Raw genomic sequence first — 18,396 nt, 5'->3', positions numbered from 1 at the left:
GTTAGCTGATTATGCCCGTCCCAAACGGACGCTGCGGTATTGCCCCGGCGTCATTCCGGTCTCCTTGCGGAATAATCGAATGAAGTAATTGGCGCTGTCGAAGCCAAGACGTTCGCCTACTTCCCCGACGGTTAGCTCCGCGTTCTCTAGCAGCGTTAACGCCATCCGAATCCGGAGATCGTGCATGTATTGCAGAGGACTCATGCCAGTATGTTTTTTGAGGCACCTGGCGATGTAGTCGAACCGATAATGGAGCGAGCCTTCCATATGCTTCGCATCAAAGGGCTCGGTCATATGCTGCTGCAAGTAGTCAATCGCGGCATCACAGAGCCTTCGGGAGCGGGATGTATATCTTGTCTGGGCGGCTTGTTGCAGCCGCACGAGTAATTCGGCTAATTCAGCTTGCAAAGGCAATGAATTCGACGCGATCGGCTGTCGATGGAGCTCTACCATTCGGTCCAAGATCGGTACGATGTCGGGCTGGTGAAAGTCGGCATGTTTCGGCAAATACATCACTTGCGGCTGCGGCGTCAAATCCTTATCCGTCCCTCGGACGTAAGAAAACGTCCACGGGATACTGCTGCTGTCCATCGTTCTAACGGGAGCATCATGGACGAAATGTACCCAATAAATATCCGTGGTTTCATCACAAGGACGATGTCCGATGTGATGCCTCCCAGGCTCGAGGATCAGGAATTGTCCGGCGTTTATGTCGTAGGCAATGCCATCTTCGGTCATATACAGGGTGCCTTGATTAACAAACAATAGGTCGTATACCTCAAATGTCCGCTCCAAGTGCTGCTGACCAGGTGACCAATAGGCATGACCAACCGTTGTCAGCTGCGGCAAAGGGGGGATGGTCAGCTCCAAACAATTCATGAACACACCAGCTCCTTTAGATGTTTAAGATATCGGTTTCATTGTATCATGTCCTCTACTCATATTGGTAGAAAATGTGCTATTTGCTGTAAATAACACACGCAAACAACATGCGCAAACATCAAAAAGCCTGACGAACCTCAAGTCGTCAGGCTTATTTGGTGTTTGCGGGTTACGAAATTCAATGGGGCTGTCGTTTGTTATACCTATCGATGACCACCTTCAGCAGCGGCAATACGATAAAGAACATAAATAATAAACGAAAAAGCTGATAGACCACAACAATGGAAATGTCCGCATCGATCTCATGCGCGATAAGGCTCATCTGGTCCATACCGCCCGGTGCCAAGCTTAACACGGCAGTCGAAAGGGACATTGGGTCGTTGTTCGAGAGTATCCAGCTTTGCGCGAACGTCCCGATGACGAGGAGCAGGCTGGATGCAAGAGCCAGCGAGAGGGTACGAATCCGATTGGTGAATTCCGACGGCTTAAGCAGCAGTCCCAGATACGCGCCAATACAAATTTGCGCGCCGATCAGAATGATTGGCGGAAGCTCTGGTCCCGTCATACCGGAAATTTGGAGCACCGCGGTCCCGAATAGCGGTCCTAATAGTGGAGCCGTCGGGAGCTTCAACCGTTGCGCGATCCAGGCGCACAGCATGCAGACTGCCGCAAATATCAGATAGTCCGTCACGGATCCCCAGCCGCCAGCAGGTTCTGCAACACCAATCATGGATTGGACCACGTTATGATGGGTTTCACCAATAACGGGGCTGAATAACAGCAGCGGCACCGTAACGATGATGGTCATTAACCGCATGACTTGCATGACCGTTACGACGGTCACATTGACGCCTTTTGTCTCCTCGGCCAGCATCACGACCTGATTCAAGCCGCCGGGTACGGTTCCCATAAGCATGGTCATAAAGCCGGCTTTGGTGAGCCGGTTCATCACGACTGCAAGCGCAATACTCAATACCACTAGAATGACGGTCAGCAGCAGCATCGTAGGCAAATGACGGGCGATCTCGCTAAGGGCGGCTGCGGTAAAGGATAATCCCATTGTGTACGCGACGATGATCAATCCCGTGTTTTGCAATGACTTGGACCATAGAAAGAGATGTTGCCAACGGGTGGATCCCATCAATACAAACGACATCGGGCCGAGAACCCACGGAAGCGGAATATGCAAGATAGAGAAAACGGCACCGCCAATAATCGAAATGAAGAAAGTAAGCAGTAACTTTTGATAGTTTTTTGATAAATTCATGATAGTTGTCCTCGTTATTATAGATTATTCTTCATTTTTATAATTATTTGAATCATTTTATCATAAATGAACGTAAACTTTTGTGGAATAAATATTTTTATGAGTTGGTGTATTGTATGTAGAAAATGAGTCATGTATATTGGATGCAGATAGAAATTCATCTAAATTTTATCACATTACAGATTGTGGATTGGAAGGGAATTTGGTGGGAATAAACAAAGGAATTCGTTCCATTACATCCCAGGTATTGGACGAGAAAGCTGTACTTGCTTCGTTGGAAAGTTCACTAGCGATGATTCAATTCGACACGACTGGCAAAGTTTTATGGGCCAATGACAATTTCGCGAAAGCGATGGAATATGATCCTCAGGAGATGCCGGGTCTCATGCATCGGCAATTTTGTTCTGATCGTCTAGTTAACAGCGACGCTTATGCTCGGATGTGGGAGGATCTGCGCAGCGGCAAGCCGTTTCAGGAAAAGATTGAGCGATTAACGAAGCACAAGCAGACTAGATGGCTCGAAGCATCCTATATGCCAATTCTACATGAGGATGGCCATGTTGTTGCCATCATGAAGGTGGCTACCGATATTACGAAACGCGAGGAAGCGGCAACCGGACTTGCCGAGGAGCTTCGTCAAATGGCAGAGGTCTTGTTGAAACGGGCTTCTCAGGGAATAGAGAGCGGGGGGCTTATCGCGGATGCGATCACCTCATCGGCAGATGCGTTCGAAACGAACATGAATATGCTCAAGCAGCTGGACGAGAAGGCAAATACGCTGCAACAGACCATAAGAATCGTTCGTGAAGTTGCGGATCAGACTAATTTACTCGCACTTAATGCAGCTATTGAGGCGGCACATGCCGGCGAATATGGTCGCGGCTTCGGTGTTGTTGCGAGCGAGGTCAAGAAATTAGCGGGACAAGCGGCAGATGCCGCGGCTGAAATTCGGAACAGTCTGAACGAGATTGTGGCGCAGGCAGCAGAGGTTGGCAGGGGCGCTCATACCGCACTGCAAACGGTCAACGAAAGCAGCAAACGAACGATTTCGGCTATAAGTGATTTCGAAGCCATCGGACAAGCCGCCCAAGAACTTGATCAACAAGCGCGCTCTTTTGTCAAAGCTTTTAATTAATCAAGACGATAAGCCGACATTATACAGAATGACAGATGAAGCCGTACTTTCCTGTATTTCAAAAAAAATCGCAACCTCTAAAGTCAAATGACAGTAGGGATTGCGATTTTTTATTCGTGAACGTTCATGGGGTAATGGGCATAAGCGCAACACAACACAGCGCTACTGTACGAGCTCAATAAATCGGCTGGCCGCCCGAGATAACGGCATGCTGCGCATGGTCATGAGACCGACATGCGTAGGCGGCAGCTCTACATTCAGCTTGATCTCGAAGAGGGAACCTTCTTCAAGCTCCTTCGTTATAAAATCTTTGGTCACATATGAGATTCCCATCCCTTTGCGTGCGAGCTCGATGAGAAGATCGACACTGCCGACCTCAATTTCGGGTTTGATCGAATAACCGTAGTTCTGGAACAGCTCGGTGATGGTCATACGAGCCCGGCTGTTTCTAGAGAACAGGATGATGGGATATTGCTGCAACTTCTCCAGAGTCAGCACATCGTCCTTCAGCTCTTCGTAACGCGCTCCAGCCACAAAGCAGTCTTGCAGCTTAATGCTCTCCTTGACCTCCAACTGAGAATCGAGAATTGGCATCCGCACGACGCCAAGATCGATCCTTCCTTCTTTCAGAAAAGTAATGACTTCTGGCGTCGTGCCATGGTGAAGGTGCAATCGTATGTTGTTGTATTTGTTATGGAATTCTTCTAGGAACGGAAGAAGATAGTGTTTGAACAATGAATCGCTGCCGCCTATACGAAGCTCGCCGCTGTCCAGATTTTTGAGTGCGGCCATCCGTTCTTCGGCCATGGCAATCAATACCTGCGATTGTTCGATATACGAATAAAGCATGGAGCCCTCTTGCGTCAACGTTACTCCCTTGGAGTTCCGGTAGAACAACGCCATGCCGAATCGATCCTCTAATTGCTTGATCGCGTGACTCACGCTTGGCTGGGTTAGATATAACGCGCTGGCTGCCTTCGTTAAGCTACCCGTTTTTGCCGCCCAATAAAAGACCTTATATAATTCATGGTTATTCGTTATAGACATGGTTAATAGCTCCTGTATGTTGTATTCATTTCATGAATGTTGTTTTCTTGCATTATAACGAATGGAGGTGACGATTGACAATCCTTGATTGTCTCGTTATAAAGTCTGTCTTTTTTGCGATGATGATCGATTTCCCAGCCCTCTCCACACCATGATCAGAAGGATGACAGCAAGCAAGGCAACAAGCCACTTGCCCGCAGCATTCCAGTTAAGAATTTGATACATAGATAAAGCCTCAAAGAGTAAAGCCGGAATTTTGCCTAATGTGCTCCCTAGCATGAATATGATCAGAGATGACTTTCCGATTGCAGCGATAAAGGTGACAGCTCCAGAAGGGAAAAACGGCATGAAGCGAAGAGCGAGAATAAGGAAAAAAGCTTCTTTGCCTTGCGCGGATAACAACCTTTGAATCTTAGGATGCGACAGCCATTTGCCTTCGGCCATCTTGCCGAAACCTCTTCGATAAAGGCCAAATGCAAGTACGGCACCGATGGCTTCGCCGGCAAATGAGATGAGGATGCCTTCCCAAAACCCGAATACGGTTAAATTGGCCGCAGTCAAGAACACACTCGGCACGACGCCAAGCAAGCTGATCATAACACTAATGACAATACTGATTAGGATGGCTGCCGAGGGATAGTCGTTAAACAGTTGTATGATGGAATCCTTCAATGTTAAAATCTTCTCCTTCGGTTAGCGAGAATCTGGAGTATAGACGCGGTCTATGACTACTCTGAAATATATCAATTACTTGTATGGCACCTAATCGTATTATAGTTGAACTACGAATTAAATACGAATATGAAGTTTGGTAACAAGAAAGGAAGTTCAAACACATGACGACAATTACGAATACGAAAACCATCGAGCAACGTGCCATTGATACGATCCGAACGTTGTCCATCGATGCGATTAACGCAGCAAACTCCGGACACCCGGGATTGCCAATGGGAGCAGCGCCAATGGCGTATGCGCTGTGGGCACAGCAGCTGAAACACAATCCTGGGCATTCCAAGTGGTTCAACCGTGACCGTTTCATTCTGTCTGCTGGTCATGGTTCTGCACTTCTGTACAGCCTCTTGCATCTGACTGGCTATGCCGTGACGATTGATGATGTGAAGGCGTTCCGGAAGCTGAACAGCCTAACGCCAGGACATCCTGAATTTGGTCACACGGATGGAGTAGATGCTACTACTGGTCCACTTGGCCAAGGTATTGCCAATGCGGTAGGTATGGCAATGGCTGAAGCGCATCTCGCTTCCAAGTTCAACAAGGAAGGTTTCCCGGTTGTTGATCATTACACATACGCGCTTGTTGGCGACGGTTGCTTGATGGAGGGAATCTCGTACGAAGCGATGTCCATGGCTGGGCACATGAAGCTCGACAAATTAATCGTCTTGTATGATTCCAACGATATCTCACTGGATGGTGAGTTGGCATTGTCCTTCGGCGAACAGATTCAGAAACGCGCGGAGTCGGCACACTGGAACTATATCCGTGTAGAAGACGGCAACGATGTGGAAGCTATCGCAAACGCCATTGAAGGGGCCAAATCAGGCAGCGGCAAGCCTACGCTGATTGAAGTTCGCACAGTGATCGGCTTCGGCAGCAAAGTTGCCGGTACGAACAAAGCGCATGGCAATCCGCTTGGCAAAGAAGAAGCGAAAGCGACCAAAGCCGTTTATGGCTGGGAGCACGAAGAAGAGTTTTATGTACCGGAAGACGTCAAAGCTCACTTTGAAGCCTTGAAAGCACAAGGCGCTGTTACGGAAGCGGCATGGAACGAACTTGTGGCAACGTATAATAAGCAGTATCCAGAGCTTGGTCAAGAGCTTGCGCAAGCCATCGAAGGCAAAGCGGTTATCCAAGCTTCTGACATTCTGACATTTGACTCGTCCAAGTCCATTTCGACGCGTGTTGCAAGCGGAGAAGCGATTAATTATTTCGTTAAGAAAGTGCCTTCGATCTTCGGCGGCAGCGCGGATCTGTCCCACTCGACGATGACGGACATCAAAGGCGAAGGCAAGTTCGCCGTCGACTCCTACGCTGGTCGCAATGTATACTTTGGTGTTCGTGAGCATGCCATGGGCGCTGCGGGTAATGGTATGGCGCTGCATGGCGGCGTGAAACCATTCGTCAGCACATTCTTCGTATTCAGCGATTACTTACGTCCGTCAATCCGTCTTGCAGCGCTGCAGAAGCTGCCAGTCACTTATGTCTTCACACATGACTCCATTGCGGTTGGAGAGGACGGACCGACTCATGAGCCAGTAGAACATTTGGCCGCGCTCCGCACGATCCCAGGTTTGACCGTCATTCGTCCGTCGGACGCTAACGAGACAGCAAGCGCTTGGGCATATGCACTGAACAAATCCGATGGTCCGGTCGCGCTAGTGCTGAGCCGTCAGAATCTGCCGATCTACGACGAAACAAAAGGTAACCTTGACAACGTGGCACAAGGCGGATACATCCTAACACAAACGAATGATCAACCGGATGCGATACTGATCGCGACAGGTTCGGAAGTTTCGTTGGCTGTAAGTGCCAAGGCAGCGCTCGAGCAAGAAAATGTATCCGTTCGTGTCGTTGCGATGCCTAGCCGAGAACTGTTTGACCGCGCATCAGCGGATTATAAGGAAAGTGTATTGCCTAGCGGCGTAACGAAATGTGTCGCGATCGAAGCCGGCATTTCGCTGGGCTGGGAGCGGTTCACTGGTCCAGCCGGCAAAGTCATCTCGATTGACACATTTGGCGCATCGGGTCCAGGCGGAGAAGTGATGGCGTACTTTGGATTCACTACGGATAACGTGATTCGCACTGTAAAAGAACTTCTATAGCATTCACATATGAGGCTTTCCTAAAACCAAATCATAGGGGGAAATAACGATGAAATTTTTTATCGATACGGCTAATGTGGAGCAAATCAAAAAGGCTTACAAGATCGGGGTATTGTCGGGCGTAACGACAAATCCATCCCTCGTAGCCAAAGAAGGCGTAAAGTTTGAAGATCGTATCGCCGAAATTCTTCGCGAAGTACCGGGCGTTGAGTCCGTATCCGCAGAAGTGACGCCAGATGCCGAGACAGTGGAAGAAATGATCGCGCAAGCCAATGAGCTGATCAAGATCAACGGCAACGATCCTAACATCACGATTAAACTTCCAATGACGCTTGCAGGACTGGAAGCTTGCCGCTATCTAGCGGACAAGGGCGTCAAAACGAATGTAACATTGATCTTCACGGTTAACCAAGCGCTGCTCGCAGCTCGTGCCGGCGCAACGTACGTGTCTCCATTCCTTGGGCGTCTTGACGATATCTCCGAGGATGGCGTTCAGCTGATTGTCAAAGTTGCCGAGCTGTTCCGTATCCACAACCTGCCTTCCCAAATTATTGCGGCATCCGTTCGTCACCCGGATCATGTGACACGCGTAGCAATGGCTGGAGCGCATATCGCGACGATTCCGTTCTCCGTTATCGAACAAATTTCCAAGCATCCTCTGACGGATCAAGGCATGGAGAAGTTTGCAGCAGACTGGAAAAAGACTGTAACGGTTTAGGAGGGAGCAATCACGATGGCTATTCGATTTGATTATTCAAGCGCATTATCCTTTATCGGTCAACACGAGGTGGATTATTTTGCTCCGTTCGTAGGCGCGGCGCATAACATGCTTCATGAGGGCGAAGGTCCAGGCTCCGACTACTTGGGCTGGGTCAATCTGCCAAGCGAATATGACCGTGAAGAATTTGCACGGATTAAAGCGGCGGCACAGCGGATACGCAGTCATTCCAAAGCGTTGGTTGTAATCGGAATCGGGGGCTCATATCTAGGAGCCCGCTCAGCTATCGAATCGTTGTCCCATACGTTCCACAACCAGATGGAGGGACGAACGGAGGTCTACTTCGCGGGGCAAAATATCAGCTCCACGTACATGACACATCTGCTTGACCTGCTAGAGGGCAAAGATATTTCCGTTAATGTCATCTCCAAATCGGGTACGACGACAGAGCCTGCGATTGCCTTCCGTATTCTGAGAGATTATATGGAGAAGAAATATGGCAAGGAGGAAGCTCGCAGCCGTATCTTCGCAACAACAGACTCCTCCAGAGGCGCTCTCAAGAAGCTGGCTGATGAAGAAGGCTACGAAACATTTGTTATTCCTGATGATGTAGGCGGACGTTATTCGGTATTAACGGCTGTCGGCTTGCTTCCTATTGCCGTTGCCGGACTCGATATCGACCGGATGATGGAAGGCGCTGCGGCTGCGGCAAAGAAATACAGCAATCCCGAGCTTGCTTCCAACGAAGCTTACCAATATGCAGCCGTACGTAATGCCTTGTATCGCAAAGGCAAGACGATCGAACTGCTGGCAAACTTCGAGCCTTCGCTTCATTTCGTAGCGGAGTGGTGGAAGCAGCTGTTCGGCGAAAGCGAAGGGAAAGACGGCAAGGGCTTGTACCCGGCCTCCGTCGACTTTACAACGGATCTGCATTCCATGGGACAATATGTGCAGGAAGGTCGTCGCGACTTGATCGAAACCGTATTGTCCGTGAAGCAACCGCGTGTACAATGGACGATTGAAGCGGATGCCGGCAACCTAGACGGACTTAACTTCCTGGCAGGCATGACGATGGACGATGTCAACCGCAAAGCTGCAGACGGTACGAGACTCGCGCATGTTGACGGCGGCGTTCCTAATCTTGTTGTGGAGCTGGACGAGCTGAACGAATATAACTATGGCGAGATGGTATACTTCTTCGAGAAGGCTTGCGGCATCAGCGGTTTGTTATTAGGTGTCAATCCGTTTGATCAACCGGGCGTGGAAGCATACAAAATCAATATGTTCGCTTTACTTGGCAAGCCTGGATTCGAAGCGCAGAAGGCTGAGCTGGAAGCTCGTCTCTCCAAAGAAGGAGATCGTGTACTCACATAATTGAATATCGATCTATATGAGCACAATCCCTCGCCTTTACACAAGGCGAGGGATTTTTTGCTGTAATCATCGTGAGTTCCAATACCTTCGGTTATGATCGTGCCATTTGCCCGAATACATATAGCGTAGATACCTTTCTAGGTGGATACGGAGGGATAGACATGAAGCTGGATATAGGCAGCCGTTCGCAGAAGCCGACCGGATTTCTCCGGCTGGATAACCGGGCAGTGGAAGGCGTCGATTTCGTTGGCGATATTAACGATACGCTGCCATTTCCCGATCATGCCGCAGAATTTATTATGGTAACGCGATCATTGGCATTCAGCGAAGATTTGTTCGACGTTCTCGGAGAGATCTATCGGATCAGCATGCACAAAGCGATTGTGTGTATCCTTGCCCCGTATGCCCATACGTACCATCACGCATCCAACCCTCATATTCGCCACAAGTTCGACGAACATTCGCCGCGGTATTGGACATCAACCTTTTATCAGCCTCCCCAAGGCCCCCTATGTCCAGAGGTTCCGCACTACGGCGGTGATGCTCCGGCATTTGATTTTCGACTGCTTCGGATGGAGCTGTTTTATTTGCCGCCTTACCGATCCCCAATCTTCGAGGAGGAGGAGCTAGAAGTGCTGCAACAGCTGCAGCTTAATGTGGTGGATGAGATTATGTATCACTTGCTAGTCGTGAAAGAGGAAATAGAAGAGGATGAGCTTGATCGTCTAAGTCGGCTTGTATTCACAGAACCGGTCGGCATACAGGAGAAACGAGAGGTTGCTGCGGATGTTGAATAACGTGCTGACAAAGAAGATTGTGAGGATATGTTCGAAGACAAGCGATTGGATTAATCCGTGCTGATCCGCACTGGGACAGGCATAATGCAAGTTACAACCCATATAGTTAATTTGGGCGTATTGAAAGGAGGTGGAATGACATACCGCTTATCGTTAGAGCTACCTTTAATGCGACGGGAGCCATCACTTTTACCGGCAATACGTTAGGGCTTAGCCGATCGGATGTATCCGGCGTTCCTGGCACGCAAGACAGTATCGGCGCGTTTGTGACAACCAACACGGCTATTCGATACGGCTCATACCCATTCGGCACGACGGATAATTATTTGTTTAATAACTCTTCCGCGCAGTTGGTGCTGCCAGCAGGAAGTACCGTATTATATGCGGAGCTGATCTGGGGCGCCAGCTATATTAACGGAACAGTCAATTTATCTTCGGTCATCAACAATCCAGTTACCTTCGTAACGCCTACGAGCACAAACACGATATCGCCGGACGCTGCTACCAGCAATGATCTCGATCTGGGGAGCGGAGTAAGAGCTTACGTTCGAACGGCTAACGTCACGTCCATCGTGCAAGCAGGCGGGGCTGGGACGTATACGACAGGCCGGGTACCTGGTACGATCACCATTAATAATGATCCGACGGGCAATCATGCGGGTTGGACGCTTGGTGTCATCTATCAGAACGCTTCATTGCCGTTTCGTAACATGTCGATACGGGCCGGAGCCGTCCTGATTCAGGCAGATTCTTCACCGGTGACAACCACATTGACCGGATTCTCCACGCCGGTGACCGGCGTTCTCGGAGGTCGCGCCTTGTTCAGCGGGCAGGAAGGGGATGCGAATCGGACTGGGGATCAGGCATTATTCGGACCAACAACCTCCAACTTAATCGCGCTTTCGGGGACGAACAACTTTGCCAACAACTTTCTCGCCTCACAGATCAACAATGACGCCGGAGCACTTAATACGACGGGGACATTTGGCACACGGAATCAGACGAATGGCGCACCGGGCAGTAATATAAGCGGAGGCAGGCAAGGCTGGGATATTACGAATGTAGATATTTCATCCAGACTCGCCAATAACCAGACGACTGCAGTGCTCCGGATGACGACATCGGGCGATGCATATGTGCTGAATGCGAATGCGCTCCAGATCAACATTAACGCTCCGCTTGTTTCCGTGAGCAAAAGTGCCAATCGGACTGGGGCGCTGGTAGGCGATACGATCCGATATACGGTAACCACAACAAATACGGGGACAGCGGATGCTATGGCGGCTATCTTGACGGATTCGCTTCCGGCAGGCTCCAGCTTTGTTGCGGGCAGTGTCGCAGTGAACGGCGTAGCTAGGCCGACTGCCGACATCATAGCGGGTGTATCGTTAGAAACGATCGCCCCTGGTGCTACCATTACCGTTGCTTACAGTGCGCTGGTAACCTCGATGCCATCAGGACAGCAACTGGTCAATGTCGCCAATTTATCGTTTTCGTTCCAAAGTATTTCGGGGGGGCCTATTACGAATGCCGTCATTCCATCCAATGGCGTCACCCTTCCCATATATTCACCGCTGCTATCTCTGACCAAGAGCACACCAACGTCTAACGCATTAGTTGGCACGACCGTTACGTACACGCTAACGGTAGGGAATAACGGGAATATTGCGTCTGCTGTCACCGTGACAGATCCAATCCCAGCGGGCTCCACCTTTGTGCCGAACAGCGTTACGGTTAATGGGACGACGATACCAGGGGCTAATATTGCCACCGGGGTATCCGCCGGAACGATTCCGATCGGAGGGACTGCGACAGTCACGTTCCAGGTGCTCGTGCAGAGTGTCCCTTCACCGCCGCAGCTGACGAACCAAGGAACTGCGGCAGGCACATTCACAATACCCGATGGCCGCACCTCCTCGCAAACGGTGGTCAGCAATCAGGTGCAAATCCCGGTTGCGCTACCCAACGTGACGTCAGTCAAAAGTGCAAATCTGACGGATGCAACCATTGGGGAGACGGTAACTTATACGGTTGTCGTAACCAATAGCAGTGCAGGGTCCGTGACGGATGTACTTGTACAGGATGCAATCCCCGAAGGTTCGCAGTATGTGTCAGGCAGCGTTACGATTAATGGCGTTGCTGCTCCATCTGCCAGTCCGATTAGCGGCGTCTCGATTGGCACGCTGACGGCGGGCTCGAGCGCGACCATTACCTTTAGTACGGTTGTAACGGCTGTGCCTTCGTCAGGGAGTCTAAGCAACCAAGCGAACGTCGCGTTTCGTTCAGGCGTATTCAATAGCATTGTTTTGTCGAATACGATTACGATACCTGTCTTTACGCCTGTTATGACGACGGCAAAGTCGGTTAACACAACTATTGCATCTGTTGGCGATACGCTGACCTACACCGTTCTCGTTACAAACTCCGGCAATCGGTCCGCAACTGCGACGCTTACGGATCCTCTGCCAAGCTCGGTAACCTTTGTTGCTGGCAGCGTATATGTGAACACGGTGAATGTGCCCGCTGCTTCGCCTATTACCGGAATCCCACTTGGGGTTGTGGAGCCGGGAAGCACCATTCCGATTACTTTCCAGGTCATTGTGAATGCTGTCCCGCCGTCCTCGAGACTGATCAATCAATCAACTACTGGTTATTCGTTCTCACTGCCAAGCGGCAGAACGTTTAGCGGGCTCGTTTCCTTGTCCAATACCGTCGATATTCCTGTTACGTCACCTCAAGCCTCGGTGACCAAAACAGTCAGCTCCACGGTAGCAACGCTAGGTGATGTGCTTACATATAGCTCAGTCGTGACAAATAATGGTGTACAGCCGATTACAAACGTCGTCTTCTCTGATGTTATCCCTACAGGTCTTGATTTTGTTGCCGGCAGCGTCACCGTCAACGGTTCAGCAGCACCGATCGCGAATCCCGCCACTGGAATTGCGCTCTCGAACATAGCTCCTGGCGGGTCGGCTACGATTAGTTTCCAAGTCGTCGTAGGAGCAGTTCCTTTGACGGTGCCGGCAGTCGTCTCCAACCGGGCGAACGTCAGCTTTACTTCCGGGGCTTTTAGCGGCACAGCTTCATCCCCTCTTGTTGATACATCGGTCTATCAGCCCGTCATTCAATTGGCCAAATCAGGAAGCTTGCAGTCTATTACGGTCGGCGGGACGTTCACCTATACCTTGGTGCTGAGCAATACAGGCAACTACCCAGCGGAAGTAACGCTAGTCGACAACATTCCAGACAGTATGGTTTTTGTCCCGAACAGCGTCGTTATTAATGGATTTCCCAATCCTGGCGTAGCGCCTGCGACAGGTATCCCGCTAGATACGGTATATGCCGGAGAAACTTACATCGTCAGCTTCTCTGTCAATGTTGTCACATTGCCTATGCCGCAGGTAACGACCAATACCGCCACTGCTTTATCCGAGTACGTGCTTCCGGATGGCAGGGAGCTGAACGCTCAGACCATCTCTAATGAATGGCCTGTGACGGTATTCTCTCCAGAAGTGATCGCCGTCAAAAGCGCAAGCGTTGACTCGGCGGTGTCGGGAGATAGCTTTGTATACACGATCGAAGTGACCAATGACGGGACAGAATCGATTAATCAGGTCGTTGTAGTTGACATGCAGCAAGCAGGAGTCTTGTTCGTCTCCGGCACGGTTACGGTCAATGGCGTTAATATGCCATCAGCCAGCCCTGCTGCCGGTATTCCAATCGGTACGATAGCTTCTGGAGCTGGCGTTACCGTAACATTCGAGGTGATGATCAACATGGCGGATCCGACTCCGATTATCAATCAGTCGACGGTCAGCTTCACGTCAGGCACGTTCGCGTCTTCATCGTGGTCCAATATTGTGACAACACCGGTAACACAGCCCGTCATTACGCTTGCGAAATCGGCTTCGACAACAGCAGCGTCGGTAGGCCAGTCCATCACGTATTCCGTCATCGTAACGAATACGGGCAATGTCGCCGCGGACTTGACGTTAAAGGATCCGATTCCTAGCGGCACCTCCTTTATTCCCAACAGCGTCGTGGTTGGCGGTACACCACTGCCGGGTACGAGTCCGGTTACGGGCATCCCCGTAGGCTCCGTTGCGCCGGATACGTCCGTAACCGTAACATTCGGAGTGCTGGTAGAGACGCTTCCGTCTCCTCAGCAGTTGAGTAACCAAGCTTTGGCAGCCTATACCTTTGTCCCGCCTGACGGCAGAACACTATCTGGCAGTGCGCTATCCAATGTGGTCGTCATCCCTGTCTCAGCGCCTAACATCTCAATCATCAAGAGCTCGACAACGACCAATACTACGATTGGCGATACGATACCTTTCACGATCGACATTACGAATACAGGCATTGCCGCGATAAGCAATGTGGTTTTACTTGATCCGACACCGGCAGGCGCTTCGTTTGTAACAGGATCTGTCGCAATAAACGGCGTACCTGCGCCTAGTGCCAACCCAGAGAATGGTATCGCCCTAGGCAGCCTCGCTCCTGGCGCTACGACGACAGTAACGTACAATATTTCGGTGGTCTCGGTACCTGCTTCTCAATCCATTAGCAACGTGGCTTCAGTCAGCTTCACCTCAGGCGCCTTCTCGGGATCAGCCCTGTCCAACACGATCGTTATTCCGGTTAGTCAGCCAGATGTAACTGGAGTCAAGTCTTCGTCAGTAAGTAACGCTACAGTGGGCGACACAATCAACTATACGGTTGTCGCTACGAATAACGGCAACTATGCGGGAACATCTATATTGACAGACGTCATACCGGCAGGCACCTCCTTTGTTATCAACAGCGTAGTGGTTGGCGGGGTTCCGCAGCCTGGCGTATCGCCAGTGACAGGCATACCACTAGGTCTCATCCAGCCAGGCGCTTCCGTTACGACGTCGTTCTCGGTACTCATTGACTCGTTGCCGACGCCGCCGCAATTGTCTAATCAAGCTAGCATAGCTACTGCATTCACGTTGCCTGATGGACGATCATTCTCCAATACGACGACTACCAACACGGTTGTTGTAGGGGTACGCGCGCCTAACGTGTCGGTGATCAAATCGACGACCACAACGGCCACGACGGTTGGAGACACGATTGAATACACCGTTAACGTGACGAATGATGGCATAGCGCCAATTACAGACACGAGCTTTAGCGATCCGATCCCGGCCGGTACAACTTTCGTGGCTGGCAGTGTTACGGTCGATGGTACGCCAATACCAAGTGCTAATCCAGCAGCAGGAATCCCGCTTGGCACAATCGCTCCGGGTATCACAGTCCCTGTCACATTCCAAGTGACGGTAGTCAGCCTGCCGACAGGTGCGTTAGTCAGCAACCAAGCGTTCGTCAGCTTCACGTCGGGTTCGCTGTCCGCTACCTCCTTCTCGGAAGTTATAACGACTCCGGTTTATTTGCCACAGCTGGGACTTGTGAAGTCGGCTAGTTCGGCAAGCGCCGTTGTTGGCGATACACTCGTCTATACGACTGTTATCACGAACACGGGCAATATCGGCGCTGCTACGACGTTTATCGATCCGATTCCAACTGGCGCGATATTAGTGCCTAATAGCGTAATCTTTAATGGGGCTTCGCTTGCCGGCGCCGATCCGGCTGCAGGCATACCTCTTGGCGTCCTTCCAGCGAATTCGAGTTCTACGCTTTCCTTCTCGGTTGTTATCACATCGCAGCCGCCAATGGGGCAGCTGACGAACCAAGCGACTGCTCCATATAGCTACACATTGCCGGATGGTCGTACGTTCAATGGCAGTGCTTCATCCAATGCGATTGTTACGCCAGTATCTTCACCCGATGTTTCACTGGTGAAGAGCTCGACATTCACGGATGCCACTGTTGGCGATGTTGTTCCGTATTCCGTCTCCATCACCAACAACGGCGTAACAGCAGTAACGAATGTCTCGTTCTCCGATCCGTTGCCAGCATATACCTCATTCGTCGCAGGCAGCGTAACGGTTGACGGTACTCCGCTGCCGAATGCCAACCCGTCCGTTGGCATTGGAATCGGAACAATTGCAGCAGGCGCTACCGCCATTGTGACCTTTGATGTAACAGTGACTTCCTTGCCGCCTAGCGGCACGATCGTCAACCAAAGCTCAGCAGCGTTCACACAAGGCGCTTTCACTTCGACTTCGTTCTCTAACGCGCTGACTATACCGGTGTATCAAGCCTTGTTGTCGGTCAATAAAGGTGCAAATGTAACGGTGGCTACAGTCGGCGACACGATCGTGTATTCGTTTAATGTAACGAATACAGGCAACATTGACGCTATGGCGGTCTTGACGGATAACATTCCTACCGGCGCCGAGTTTGTTCCGAACAGCGTCGTCGTCAACGGCGCGCCGCGACCAGGCACAGATCCGGAGACGGGCATACCGCTCGGCGTAGTTCCAGCAGGCGGTACATTAACCGTACAGGTTACGCTGCAAGTTACGGTAGAGGCTTTGCCTTCGCCGCAGCAGTTGGTTAACCAAGCGACAGTTGGTTATTCTTATCTATTGCCGGATGGTCGTACAATTACGGGAACGGTGTTATCGAATACGCTCATCATTCCAGTGTCGGCGCCTAACGTAAGCGTCGTGAAGAGCACAACGGCGATTGACGCTGTATCCGGAGACATTATTACGTACACGGTCGTTGTGACCAATAGCGGCATTACCACTGTCAACAATGTCGTACTGATCGATCCAATTCCGGCTGGCAGTACGTTTGTTGCTGGTAGTGTCACATTAGACGGAACACCTCTGCCGCTTGCTAACCCTGCCAGCGGTGTTACGATCGGCAGTATCGCACCTGGCAGCAGCGCTACGGTGACGTTCCAGGTATTAGTCCAATGAGTTCAGACAAAGACGAATGCAAACGCGATCTGCTTGTCAATCAATCTCATATCATGTACAGCTCGGGATCTAGCAGCTATACGACGTACTCCAATACGGTTGGTATCCCCATAGTCGGACCGATGGTGAAGGTAGTGAAGTCAACGGATGAATGCGAGGCGGTGCCAGGCAGGAGTATTCACTATAAAGTTGTGGTGAGCAACAAAGGAAATTATGCGGCTAAGGTTGATCTCTACGATGAGCTGCCGGAGGGAATGGCTTTTGTGCCCAACAGCATCGTAAAGGACGGCGTACCTCTGCCAGGAGCAAGTTTGGATGACGGTCTTAAGCTAGGTATTATGCAGCCCGGTGAGCGGATCAGAGTAGATTTTCGCCTGGTGCTCATCCCATGTCAGGATGATACGTATCGCAAGTATGTCCGCAATCGGATGAAGGCGAAGATATCATTCTTTAGCTCCAACGGCAGGCATGTGAAACAAGTGATCTTCTCCAACACGGTGAAGCTGCCGATCAAGAAAGCTGACAAACCTATACTGTACGCCAAGCTGTCTGTAGAGCCTCAGCGAGCAGCACCAGGCGACCGCCTCCGGTATGTCCTGTGCATCGGTAATCAAGGGCATGCCTCCGCCGAGGTTAAGTTAGTGTCCTTTGTACCTCAATGTACAACATTTATCCCCAATAGTTTCACGATAGAAGGCAAGTGGGTGAACGTAGGGATTCCGGCTAAAGCCGGAGTCCCTCTAGGTCTACTGGAGCCGGGGGCGCAATTGATCGTGACATGGGAAGTGGCTGTTGCTGGAGTCAATGTGGTGTCTCCTGGTCAAATAATCGAGAATATCGCTGTGCTTATCGGTGTTTATAACCGGAAGGATAATGGGGAACATCAACATCATGTTATCGATTTTCATTCGAACCGCACGGCCGTAGAACTATGTTTCCCTGTGATCCAGGCGAGTTTAAAGGTGAAGCCAGAGGTATCCTACCCTGAAGGCGTTGTGGACTTCCGTATGATTTTGTCCAATACAGGAAACCGAACCGCGATGTGTTCGGCCGAAAAGCTGTTAGGCGGTTCGATCCATCTAAAGCCGGGAAGCTTGCGAGTAGATGAGAATGTTGTGATGGGCAATGCCCCGATAGGGGGATACAAGTTTGGTGAAGTTGCTCCGGGAACGAGCCTAAAGGTTCAATTCCAAGGCGTGATAAGCCCGCTTGTCACAACCCGTACAGTTCGTGGTCAAATTGTAATTCTATATGGGTACCAGCTGAACGAGAGACAGCATGCAGGCGAAACGAATACGAATCCTTATGCGATTACAATTATGCACGATCATGAATAACTAGCGGGTATTCCCATTCGTCGGGATGCCTGCTTTTTTCTTTGGTGCTGATATGTTCGGGTCTAAGTGTTGCTCGGGGTTAAATTTGGTAGAGGATATGAAATCTGATCGTTCTCATTATTAAATAGTTAATTAATTAGTTAACTTA

11 protein-coding genes are annotated in these 18,396 nt (G+C 50.5%); 7 read left to right on the top strand and 4 right to left on the bottom strand.

Annotation, left to right across the window (positions count from 1 at the left end; translation table 11 throughout):
- Positions 1–9: 9 nt before the first annotated feature.
- Entirely contained in the window at positions 10–879 is an 870-nt protein-coding gene (locus ACX1C1_RS23420; protein WP_458954526.1) for a helix-turn-helix transcriptional regulator, read from the bottom strand.
- A 181-nt stretch (positions 880–1,060) separates the two neighbouring features.
- Positions 1,061–2,149, bottom strand: coding sequence for an AbrB family transcriptional regulator (locus ACX1C1_RS23415; RefSeq protein ID WP_458954525.1), 1,089 nt, complete (start codon positions 2,147–2,149; stop codon positions 1,061–1,063).
- A 205-nt stretch (positions 2,150–2,354) separates the two neighbouring features.
- Between ACX1C1_RS23415 and ACX1C1_RS23410 the strand changes: the two genes are divergently transcribed.
- Complete coding sequence (locus tag ACX1C1_RS23410) at positions 2,355–3,284, top strand: methyl-accepting chemotaxis protein (RefSeq protein ID WP_458954524.1); 930 nt, start codon at positions 2,355–2,357, stop codon at positions 3,282–3,284.
- Between the two features lie 162 nt (positions 3,285–3,446).
- On the opposite strand, the gene ACX1C1_RS23405 is transcribed toward ACX1C1_RS23410, so the two are convergent.
- On the bottom strand, positions 3,447–4,325 hold the full coding sequence (locus ACX1C1_RS23405) for a LysR family transcriptional regulator (protein ID WP_458957782.1): 879 nt from the start codon (positions 4,323–4,325) through the stop codon (positions 3,447–3,449).
- A 102-nt stretch (positions 4,326–4,427) separates the two neighbouring features.
- Positions 4,428–5,003 carry a TVP38/TMEM64 family protein gene (locus tag ACX1C1_RS23400; RefSeq protein ID WP_458954523.1) on the bottom strand — a complete coding sequence of 192 codons (576 nt, stop codon included), beginning with the start codon at positions 5,001–5,003 and terminating at the stop codon, positions 4,428–4,430.
- 164 nt (positions 5,004–5,167) lie between these two features.
- On the opposite strand from ACX1C1_RS23400, the gene tkt reads away from it, so the two are divergent.
- From tkt to ACX1C1_RS23370, 6 genes are all read left to right on the top strand, one after another.
- Positions 5,168–7,168 carry a transketolase gene (gene tkt, locus ACX1C1_RS23395; RefSeq protein ID WP_458954522.1) on the top strand — a complete coding sequence of 667 codons (2,001 nt, stop codon included), beginning with the start codon at positions 5,168–5,170 and terminating at the stop codon, positions 7,166–7,168.
- 49 nt (positions 7,169–7,217) lie between these two features.
- Complete coding sequence (fsa, locus tag ACX1C1_RS23390; RefSeq protein WP_458954521.1) at positions 7,218–7,886, top strand: fructose-6-phosphate aldolase; 669 nt, start codon at positions 7,218–7,220, stop codon at positions 7,884–7,886.
- A gap of 15 nt (positions 7,887–7,901) precedes the next feature.
- Positions 7,902–9,260: a glucose-6-phosphate isomerase gene (locus tag ACX1C1_RS23385; RefSeq protein ID WP_458954519.1), complete on the top strand. Its 1,359-nt coding sequence runs from the start codon at positions 7,902–7,904 to the stop codon at positions 9,258–9,260.
- Between the two features lie 161 nt (positions 9,261–9,421).
- Positions 9,422–10,057 (top strand): hypothetical protein, encoded by a 636-nt coding sequence (locus ACX1C1_RS23380; RefSeq protein WP_458954518.1) that lies wholly within the window; start codon positions 9,422–9,424, stop codon positions 10,055–10,057.
- Between the two features lie 266 nt (positions 10,058–10,323).
- Positions 10,324–16,911, top strand: coding sequence for a DUF7507 domain-containing protein (locus tag ACX1C1_RS23375; protein WP_458954517.1), 6,588 nt, complete (start codon positions 10,324–10,326; stop codon positions 16,909–16,911).
- The gene (locus tag ACX1C1_RS23370; protein WP_458954516.1) at positions 16,908–18,248 is read left to right on the top strand and encodes a hypothetical protein; all 1,341 of its coding nucleotides are present in this window, start codon (positions 16,908–16,910) and stop codon (positions 18,246–18,248) included. The genes ACX1C1_RS23375 and ACX1C1_RS23370 overlap by 4 nt, the downstream gene beginning before the upstream one ends.
- Positions 18,249–18,396: the final 148 nt, after the last annotated feature.

The organism is Paenibacillus sp. strain BS8-2 (assembly GCF_054483835.1).
This window is presented reverse-complemented; position numbering and strand designations above follow the sequence as displayed.

What these genes read in the sequence shown, in the direction of transcription:
- ACX1C1_RS23385 (WP_458954519.1), top strand. Translation starts at nt 7,902, where the DNA reads ATGGCTATTCGATTTGATTATTCAAGCGCATTATCCTTTATCGGTCAA.
- ACX1C1_RS23415 (WP_458954525.1), bottom strand. Translation starts at nt 2,149, where the DNA reads ATGAATTTATCAAAAAACTATCAAAAGTTACTGCTTACTTTCTTCATT.
- ACX1C1_RS23380 (WP_458954518.1), top strand. Translation starts at nt 9,422, where the DNA reads ATGAAGCTGGATATAGGCAGCCGTTCGCAGAAGCCGACCGGATTTCTC.
- tkt (WP_458954522.1), top strand. Translation starts at nt 5,168, where the DNA reads ATGACGACAATTACGAATACGAAAACCATCGAGCAACGTGCCATTGAT.
- ACX1C1_RS23420 (WP_458954526.1), bottom strand. Translation starts at nt 879, where the DNA reads ATGAATTGTTTGGAGCTGACCATCCCCCCTTTGCCGCAGCTGACAACG.
- fsa (WP_458954521.1), top strand. Translation starts at nt 7,218, where the DNA reads ATGAAATTTTTTATCGATACGGCTAATGTGGAGCAAATCAAAAAGGCT.
- ACX1C1_RS23370 (WP_458954516.1), top strand. Translation starts at nt 16,908, where the DNA reads ATGAGTTCAGACAAAGACGAATGCAAACGCGATCTGCTTGTCAATCAA.